Origin of the sequence: Streptomyces himastatinicus ATCC 53653, from assembly GCF_000158915.1 — a bacterium.
GTDB classification, from domain to species: Bacteria; Actinomycetota; Actinomycetes; order Streptomycetales; family Streptomycetaceae; genus Streptomyces; species Streptomyces himastatinicus.
Genome location: NZ_GG657754.1, coordinates 1,354,221 through 1,363,030 on the forward strand (window position 1 = coordinate 1,354,221; position 8,810 = coordinate 1,363,030).

4 protein-coding genes and 1 pseudogene are annotated in these 8,810 nt (G+C 72.2%); 1 reads left to right on the plus strand and 4 read right to left on the minus strand.

What is annotated here, in order from left to right; genetic code table 11:
• Positions 1 to 17: 17 nt before the first annotated feature.
• A complete protein-coding gene (locus tag SSOG_RS05095) occupies positions 18 to 1,634 on the minus strand; it encodes a GMC oxidoreductase (protein ID WP_039936611.1) in 1,617 nt (538 codons plus the stop codon).
• A 61-nt stretch (positions 1,635 to 1,695) separates the two neighbouring features.
• Complete coding sequence (locus SSOG_RS05100; RefSeq protein WP_009713143.1) at positions 1,696 to 3,186, minus strand: amino acid permease; 1,491 nt, start codon at positions 3,184 to 3,186, stop codon at positions 1,696 to 1,698.
• Between the two features lie 341 nt (positions 3,187 to 3,527).
• Between SSOG_RS05100 and SSOG_RS05105 the strand changes: the two genes are divergently transcribed.
• A complete protein-coding gene (locus SSOG_RS05105; RefSeq protein ID WP_009713144.1) occupies positions 3,528 to 4,832 on the plus strand; it encodes an MFS transporter in 1,305 nt (434 codons plus the stop codon).
• Positions 4,833 to 4,849: 17 nt separating this feature from the next.
• Here SSOG_RS05105 and SSOG_RS46625 read toward each other — a convergent pair whose 3' ends face one another.
• Both SSOG_RS46625 and SSOG_RS05115 read right to left on the minus strand, forming a co-directional pair.
• Complete coding sequence (locus SSOG_RS46625) at positions 4,850 to 7,927, minus strand: NACHT domain-containing protein (protein ID WP_167542464.1); 3,078 nt, start codon at positions 7,925 to 7,927, stop codon at positions 4,850 to 4,852.
• Positions 7,837 to 8,810: pseudogene (locus tag SSOG_RS05115) on the minus strand (hypothetical protein); the annotation flags it as partial. The pseudogene SSOG_RS05115 and the gene SSOG_RS46625, both read right to left, overlap by 91 nt.

Consider the following 8,810-nt stretch of genomic DNA (forward strand, 5'->3'; position numbering starts at 1 on the left):
GGACCACATGGTGTCGGTCAGCGGCCCACGTCGTCCTCGGCGAGGACGCGGGCCATGGTGCGTTCCGCCAGGGCCGTGATCGTCACGAACGGGTTGACGCCGATGGAGCCCGGGATGAGGGATCCGTCGGTCACATAGAGCCGCGGGTAACCGGCCACCCGGCCGTACGCGTCGGTGGCGCGGCCCAGCACGCAGCCGCCCAGCGGGTGGTAGCAGAAGTCGGCGGCGAAGGCGCGGGTGTCGCCGAAGAGGTCATAGCGGTAGATGGTGACGTTGGCCGCGTTGACCCGGTCGAAGAGGGCTTTCGCGGCGGCGATGGCCGGGGCGCTCTGCCCGGCCGTCCAGTTCAGTACGGCGGCGTCCTTGGCGGCGTCGTAGGTGAAGGTGCCGCGCTCGGGGTTCTTGGTGATCGCCAGATAGAGGCTGGCCCAGGTCTCGGTGCCGGCCGGGAGCGGGGCGATCTCGGCGAAGACCGGATTGGCGGCGTTGGACCAGTCGTCGATGGCCGTCACCGGGATCGTGGACTGATGGGCACCGGTGGGATTCCACACGTGGTTGGCGCGGCCCAGCATGACATTGCCGTTGCCGCCCCACCCCCGGCCGACCTCCGCGTTCAGCCCGGGCAGCGTGCCGGTCTCGCGGGCGCGCAGCAGGAGTTCGGTCGTCCCGAGGCTGCCCGCGCCGAGAAAGAGGGCGCGGCAGCTGATCTCGTCCGTCGCGGTGACCGCGCCGGTGGTGTCGATGCGGTCGACGGTGACCGTGTACGAACCGTCGGCGGCCCGCCGTATCGCCCGAGCGCGGCTGAGCGTGTGGATGGTGACGTTGCCGGTACCGAGGGCGGCCGCGAGGTAGGTCTTGTCGAGGCTGCGTTTGCCGTGGTTGTTGCCGTAGATGACCTCCTGGGCGAGCGCGGACTTGGTGGCGGTCCCGGCGGCCTCGCGCCGCATGTAGTCGAAGTCGTAGACGCTGGGCACGAAGACGGTCTTCAGCCCCGCCGCGCTCGCCTGGGCGCGGGCGACCCGGGCGTACTGGTACCACTCCGTGCCCTCGAACCAGTCGGAGGGAATGGTGGCGGTGCCGAGCATGCGGTTGGCGCGCGGGAAGTACGTGCCGTACATCGCGTCCGCGTCGACACCCGGCAGTACCTCCTGGAAGTACGCGCGGGGCGGGGTGACCGCGATACCGCCGTTGACCAGCGATCCGCCGCCGACCCCGCGACCGACGTAGACGGACATGTTCGGGTGCCGTACCCGGTCCAGGACACCGGGGTAGGGGGTGATGTCCTTGTTGATGACGTCCAGCCACAGGAACGTGGACAGCGGCGCCTCGGTCCTGCGCTTGAACCACATGGAGCGCTGGTCGGGGGCGGTCATCGAGCAGAACACCGTCCCGCCCGAGTCCGGTGCCTCCCACAGCCTGCCCATCTCGATGACGAGGGTCCGGATGCCCGCCTCGCCCAGCCGGAGCGCGGCGACCGCCGCGCCGTAGCCGGATCCGATGACGAGGGCGGGGGTGTGGTCGGCGCTCTGTGCGGCGGCTGCCGGGGTGAGGCCGATTCTGGTGAGGCCGAGGGCGGCGGCCGTCTGTAAGGCCGCCAGCCCTAAAAAGTGACGACGCGTCAGTTTTCCTTCCATGGCCGCATCATGGGCGGAATGAGACACTCCGCCCATCCTGCGTGCACATGGTCTTTTGACGCTACGTCAGATCCTTTTGGAGTGCCTCGGGCGACCGCTTCCGCCGCACCTCGCGCACCAGGGCGACAGCGAGCACCACCGCCGCGGCGAGCAGCGACAGAACCATCTGCTCACGGCCGGTCGAATCGGTGAACATGTAGCCCACCACGAAGACGATCATGCCGATGGTGACCCAGGTCAGATACGGGTACGCCCACATCTTCACCGTCAGCCGCTCCGGCGACTCGCGCTCCAGGATGCGGCGCATCCGCAGCTGGGAGAAACAGATCACCAGCCAGACGAGGAGCGCCACCGCACCCGAGGAGTTCAGCAGGAACTGGAACACCGTGTCGGGGTAGGCGTAGTTGAAGAAGACCGCGACGAATCCGAAGACGACCGAGGCGAGGATCGCCGTGGCCGGCACACCGCGCTCGGTGGTGCGGCTGAATGCCTTCGGCGCGTCCCCGCGGCCGCCGAGCGAGAAGGCCATCCGGGAGGCCGTGTAGAGGCCGGAGTTGAGACAGGAGAGCACGGCGGTCAGCACGATCACGTCCATCAGCTGACCGGCGTGGGCGATGCCGATGTGATCCAGCACGGCCACGTACGGGCTCGCCTTCACCTCGGGGGAATTCCACGGCAGCAGGGTCACCACGATGGCGATCGACCCGAGGTAGAAGACCGCGATCCGCCAGATCACGCTGTTGGTGGCGCGGGCGACCGCCTTGCGCGGATTGGTGGACTCCGCCGCCGCGAGCGTGACGATCTCACTGCCCATGAACGAGAACACGACCATCAGCACACCGGTGAGCACGGCACCGGGCCCGTTCGGCAGGAAACCGCCGTGCCCGGTCAGATTCGCGGTGCCGATCGCCCCGTCGGAGGAGCCCGGCAGCAGCCCGAACACCGCCAGCCCGCCGACCACGATGAACACGGCGATCGCGACCACCTTGATGCCCGCGAACCAGAACTCGAACTCCCCGTAGGAGCCCACCGAGAACAGGTTCGTCGCGGTCAGCACCACCATCACGATGAGCGCCCACGCCCACTGCGGTACCGCGGGCACCCAACCGGTGAGGATGGCGGCCCCCGCGGTGGCTTCCACCGCCAGCACCACGACCCAGAAGAACCAGTACAGCCAGCCGATCGTGAACCCCGCCCAGCGGCCGAGCGCCCGGTCCGCGTACGCCGAGAACGAACCGGAGACCGGATCGGCCGCGGCCATCTCGCCGAGCATCCGCATCACCAGCACGACCAGGGTGCCCACCAGGGCGTACGAGAGCAGAATGGCGGGCCCCGCCGCGGCGATCCCCGCACCGGAGCCGACGAACAGCCCGGCCCCGATCACGCCACCGATGGCGATCATCGACAGATGCCGGTTCTTCAGTCCGGCCTTCAGACCGTCGTCGCCACCGGAGCCGGTGCCCCCCGCGGCACCGGGCGGGGACACCCCCGGCGGCGATTCGGCGCCACCGGGGGCGCGGGCGTCCGTGGTGATCGGCTTCTGGGCGCTCATGATCGTTCCTCGTCTCTGATGACGGCGGGAGGCGGCGCACACGGACGCACCCTGTAGGGGCGCACGGAAGGCGTCACCGGCAGTGAGCCGTGTCCCCGATCGGTGACACGAAAAGGGGCCCCGAACAGGACCGAAGCCCGGTGAAGGCAGGTGTGGGGCGGGTTGCGGTTCAGTGGAATCTAGGTGTCCCGACCAACCCCGGCCATCGACAGACGTCACGCATCGCCCCCCTCGGTTTCATACAGATGTAATAAAGCGCGGCCGCGCTCACGGAGGGTCGGCACCACCACCACGGTGGGAATTCGGATGACGGGTCCGGCCCGGCCCCGTATCAAGAGGGCATGGACACGACGAATGATTCCCGGAGACCCGGACGGCGCCTCGGTGTGCTGCGGCAACGGGACTTCCGGCTGCTCTGGCTGGGCGAGACCACCAGCGGGCTGGGCGCCAGCATCACCACGGTGGCACTCCCCCTGGTCGCGGTGGTGGAGCTACGGGCCGACACCCTCGCCGTCGGGCTGCTCACCGCCGCGGTGTGGCTGCCGTGGCTGGTGATCGGGCTCCCGGCCGGGGCCTGGGTGGACCGGGTCCGGCGGCGGCCCCTGCTGATCGCCTGCGATGTGGTGTCGGCGGCCCTGTATGCGAGTGTCCCGGTGGCGGCCTGGTTCGATGTCCTGACGCTGGCTCAACTGCTCGTGGTGGCGGTGATGTGCGGGGTGTCCGCGGTGTTCTTCGACACCGCGTACCACGCGTACATCCCCGCGGTGCTGGACGAGCGCGACCTGCTGGAGGGCAACGCCAAGCTCCAGGGCAGCGAGGCCGCCACGCGCGTAGTCGGCCGCGGAACCGCCGGGCTGATCGCCCAGGCGTTCGGCGCGGTGGCCGGGCTGCTGATCGACGCCCTGACCTTCGTGGTCTCGGCGGTGTGCCTGCTGATGATCCGGGGCCGGGAACCCGCTCCGTCGGCCCCCGACACCACGGCCACGCTGCGCCGACGCATCGGCGAGGGGCTGCGCTTCGTCCGCCATGACCCCTATCTGCGGCCGATGGTGACCTACGGGGCCGTGCTCAACATGGCGCTGATGGGATACCAGGCGGTGCAGATCGTGTTCCTGGTCCGCACGGTGGGAGTGTCCGAGGCCACGGTCGGTGCCCTGATCATGGCGGGCAGCATCGGCGGCATCCTCGGCGCCCTGCTGGCCACGGCCATCGGCCGCCGCTTCGGATCCGCCCGCGGGATGCTCGTCCTCCAGGCGGTCACCAGCCCGTTCGCGCTGCTGATGCCACTGGCCACGCCCGGCGCCGGACTGCTGCTGTTCGCGGTCGGCGCGTTCATGGTGGGGACGGGCGTCGCGATGTGCAACGTGGTGGTGGGCAGCTTCCGGCAGCGGTACTGCCCGCCCGAGCTGCTGGGCCGGGTTGTCGCGACGACGATGATGCTCAACCACAGCACCATTCCGCTCGGCTCGCTGCTCGGCGGACTCCTCGGCGACGCCCTCGGGCTGCGCCCCACCATGTGGATCATGACGGGGGCGGTGGCGTCCTGCTGGCTGATCCTGGCACTCGGCCCGATGCGGCGCCGCTGCGATCTGCCACCCGCCTACGGGGCGGAGCCGGTACCGGTGCCGGAGCGCCCCTTGGGCTGACAGATTCGCTTGGCACACTATTTATCGCGGCCACGGTCGCCGTCGCCCAGGTGCTGGGAGAGGACGGTGGCCAGCTCGACGCTGTGGAGGTAGCCGTAGCCCTGGTTGCGGACGGTGTCCAGGCCCAGTCCGGCGCACTGGATATTGACCGAGACGCCCTCGAACCGCTCGGTGAGATCGCGCGGGACGGCCAGCGGATCGTCGGTGCCCGCGAGGTTCACCCATCGCCGTACGCCCGGGGGGCGCCCGCCCCGGCCGTTGACGGGGGCGGGTTCCAGCCGGTTGAAGACCAGGTCGAGGCCGAGCGGTGCGCCCAGGGTCACCAGCAGGTCCACCGAGAGGTCCGGCCGTCCCCAGAGCGCCTCGTAGGCGACGAGGCCGCCCAGGGAGTGGGCGATGACGACGTCCGGCAGCCGTGCGGCGATGGCCTCGGCGACGATGTACCGCGCCTGGGCCCGCTGCGCGGGGTCGTTCAGGTAGGTGTACAGCTCCCGCCCCATGCCGGGCAGCAGGGCGTTGGGCATGCCGATGGCCCGGGTGAGGGCGTCCGCGAGGCGGCGCAGCCGGCCGCGGCCGTTGCCGCCGTTGCCGTTGTCGGGCTTCTCGCCCGTGGTGCGCAAGGCGCCGCCGTAGTGGGCGACGCGCACGTCGAAGGGGGGCGGGGGGCCGGTGTGGCCAACCCGCTCCACACCGTCGCGCAGGGCCAGGAGCCATTGTCGCGACAGCTCCGTGGCGCTCTGCTGACCGTGGCCGAAGCCATGGACGCCCAGCACCCGGGGGACGGCGGTGAACCGCTCACCGGCGGGGGTGCGGTCGTCCAGATGCCACGCCCAGGGAACGCCCTTCTCGTTCACCGCGACCGCCAGCGGGCGCCCGCCCACGCTCATGGTGGCGGTGAACCTCTCGATGGGGCCCATGCCTTCGGGCCTGGGGATTTCCAGGTGCGCCGAACCGGTCAGCGGCCACACGGTGCAGTGATGCCGGGAGCTGCGCACCAGCGCCCGCCGGCCTCGCCAGTCGACGAACCGCAGCCGCGGAAGGGGCTGGAACGGTCCCTGCGCGACGGGCACCGCACGGGGTGCTTGGCCCGGGGCCACGGAGGCGCGCATCAGCAGCATGGTGCCCGATCCCATGAAGTAGAGCGCCGGTCCGGGCCCGGCCGCGGCGGCCATCGCCGCCACCGGACCCGGGCAAGACCCCAGGCCGACCGGCTCCGACCACAGCCGCCGGGGCGGCGGCTCGCACGCCGGGCCGATGCCCTGTGCCTGCCGTATCTGCGCCGCGACGGACGAGGCCGCCAGCCGGTACAGCGTTCTGCCCCGGGAGCCGGTGACGGATTCGAGCAGCCCGTGTACGGGGGCCAGGGCCTCCCGTACCTCGTAGAGCGAGAGCGGTCCGCAGCGCCGCTGGATCTCGATGTCGGTCAGCGCCTCGTCCCCGGCCGCCGCCAGCGTGGTGAGGACCGGCACGGTCCAGGGGTTACGCGCGTCCGCGAGCAGCAGGGCCACGACATCGGCGCTGGTGCGGGGCACACCGGAACCCACCCAGCGCGCCTCCTCGGGGCCCTCCAGGAGGTCGCCGCGGGAGGCGATGAAGCCGGTGTAGGCGCGGGCGATGAGGACCTGTTCGGCGACCGGGCTCCGTTCGACGAGCGCCGTGGCGGCGGCCTCGCCGAACGCCTCGCGCACGGGGGCGGCGGAGGCGGCGCGGTAGGCGGGGGCGGTGGACAACGCGCGGTCGCACATCTCGCGCAGGGTGCGGTGCTGAAGGTCGGGGGAAGCGGTGAGGGTGATGCGGGTGAACTGGGGGACGCCGCGCAGCAGCCGGTCCATGGGGCGGCCCGGGCGGGTGGCGACCACCAGTCGGCAGCTCCCGGATTCGAGGAGCGGGCGCAGCAGTCCCGCCACGACGGTCTCGGGGTACCGCGCCTCGTCCAGGGCGTCGATCACGATGACGGGCGGGGTCGTGAGGCGCTGGAGCCGTGCGATCAGCGCGTCGGGCGTGCCCGGGACCGTGTCTCCGACTGCGGTGATCTCCCGCCCGAGGACCCGCGCCAGCTCCGCCTCGTCGCGTCCGCGGGCGGAGACGGCCAGCGGTGTGGGGCGGCCGGGGCGGCGCCGCATCCGCGTGGACAGCGCGGCCAGCAGGGTCGTCTTGCCGCTCCAGGGCTCCCCGGTGACCAGGGCCAGCCCGCCCGCGGACGGGTGGTCGATCCACTGCGCCAGCTGCCGGAAGGCCGGTGTCTCGGGTGGTTCCGCCGGGTCCTGGTCGAGGAGGGGGGACAGGGGCGGGGCGTAGTGGGGGTTGGGCAGGAAGTCGTCGTTGTCCCGCAGCGACAGCACGACGCTGTTCGAGGTGCGGCCGTCGGTCAGTTCATGGGCGAGGGCCAGTACGTCCCCGAAGGAGATGAACTGCTCGTAGCGCGCGTGCCCTTCCGCCCCGGCCGCGAAGTGGCGCAGCGCCTCGGCGAGCGCGAGGGTGAGGTCCCAGGCGGGGGCCCGCTCGGGCGGCCCGGACATGAGGACGGCCTCGAAGCCGAAGACCGGGACGATGGCGCTCCGCACGGCCGGGCAGTCGTCCACGATCATCAGGCGCCGCCCCCGCGTCGCTTCGGTGGGCAGCGTCCTGAACAGCGTTTCGCTGTCCGCCGACTGGCCCGCCACATGGACGACCAGGGCGTCCGCGTCGCCGAGCAGGGCCGCGGTCTCCTCGACCGTACGCCGGAACTCCCGGGCCGAGACGTCCATGGCGACCCGGGCCCGGCAGCGGAACTCCTCGAATGCCTGGGCGAGTTGACGGCAGGCAGGCTCCAGCGAGGGGTCGGCGGCGGCGCCGAAGCCGAAGCTGAGCAGGAAGAGCCGCCCCGCCCGCCGGGGCGCCCCGGCGGGGGCCGGGCCGCCGACGGCCACTTCGGCGGACTCCAGGACCCGGCCGCGGACGACGCCTTCGGTGTCGCCGGTGAACAGCTGGGACCGGCCGCCGTCGGTCAGCAGCGCCAGCGCGCTCACGCGCTCGGCGACCGGGACGGTGGGCAGGAAGGTGGCGCCGCTGTCGAGGTCCAACAGGCTGATCCCGTCCGGTCCGGGGACCGCCACGACCCGCTGGCCCATGATGTCGTGGCAGGCCAGCACGGGCGGGTGTGCGGTGCCAGCCCGGCCGTCGCGCCGCCAGACGTCACCGCAGTCGGGCCCTTGCTCGCCCGCGCCCGGAGTCGTGCGCGAGCGTGCGTCGATGACAGCGTCACGCGAGCTGCGGCCGAGCCGTGGTGCGCAGCGAGGGCGTGATCCCCAGGTCGCCCCGGTGGGTGGCGAGCCTGCCGTGGCCCGGTGGCCACGTCCCAGAGCCACAGCTCGCTGCCGGACGTCGTCACGACCACGTCGCGGCCGCCGACCCGGGCGCACTCCACGCACACGGTTCCGTCGGCCGCTCCCCCGCCCCCGGCCGGGTGGCTGCCGCTCAGCGCCGCGTGGATCGCCTTGGCGTACGGGGCGAGTTCGCCGCCCAGACCGCCCAGCACCGAGGCGGCCACGCTGGCGAACGCGCGGCCGCCGGTCAGGGTGAGCGGGCCCGTGGGGTCGGCGGCCAGCACCCGGAAGTCGAGGGAGCCGCCGAAGGGCGCGGCGAGCGCCTCGGGGGCCCGGATGAGGGTGGTGAGCACCTGGTAGGCGCGGGTGCGGGTGAGCCCGGCGGCCAGTTCGTCGCGTACGCCGTCGCGGAACGCGTACACCACCTGGTCCGGGTCCTCCCCGCGGCGGCGGTCCGTGGTGCGCACCAGCAGATCGGAGAGGAACACCTCGGCGAGGTGGGCGGGGCCGGTGGCGGGCAGCAGATGCTGCTGGAGCCAGCGCATCAGCGGCAGGGTGAGCGGGGCGGCGGACAGCAGGAACGCCAGGTTCAGCGCGCCCGGCGTGGCCCAGGTGCGGAACTCCTCGACCAGTTCCGGGCCCGCGGTGTGGTCCGGGAGGCGGCCCGCGGCGT

Coding starts and splice junctions, on each gene's coding strand:
- SSOG_RS05100 (WP_009713143.1), bottom strand. CDS start 3,186: ATGAGCGCCCAGAAGCCGATCACCACGGACGCCCGCGCCCCCGGTGGC.
- SSOG_RS05095 (WP_039936611.1), bottom strand. CDS start 1,634: ATGGAAGGAAAACTGACGCGTCGTCACTTTTTAGGGCTGGCGGCCTTA.
- SSOG_RS05105 (WP_009713144.1), top strand. CDS start 3,528: ATGGACACGACGAATGATTCCCGGAGACCCGGACGGCGCCTCGGTGTG.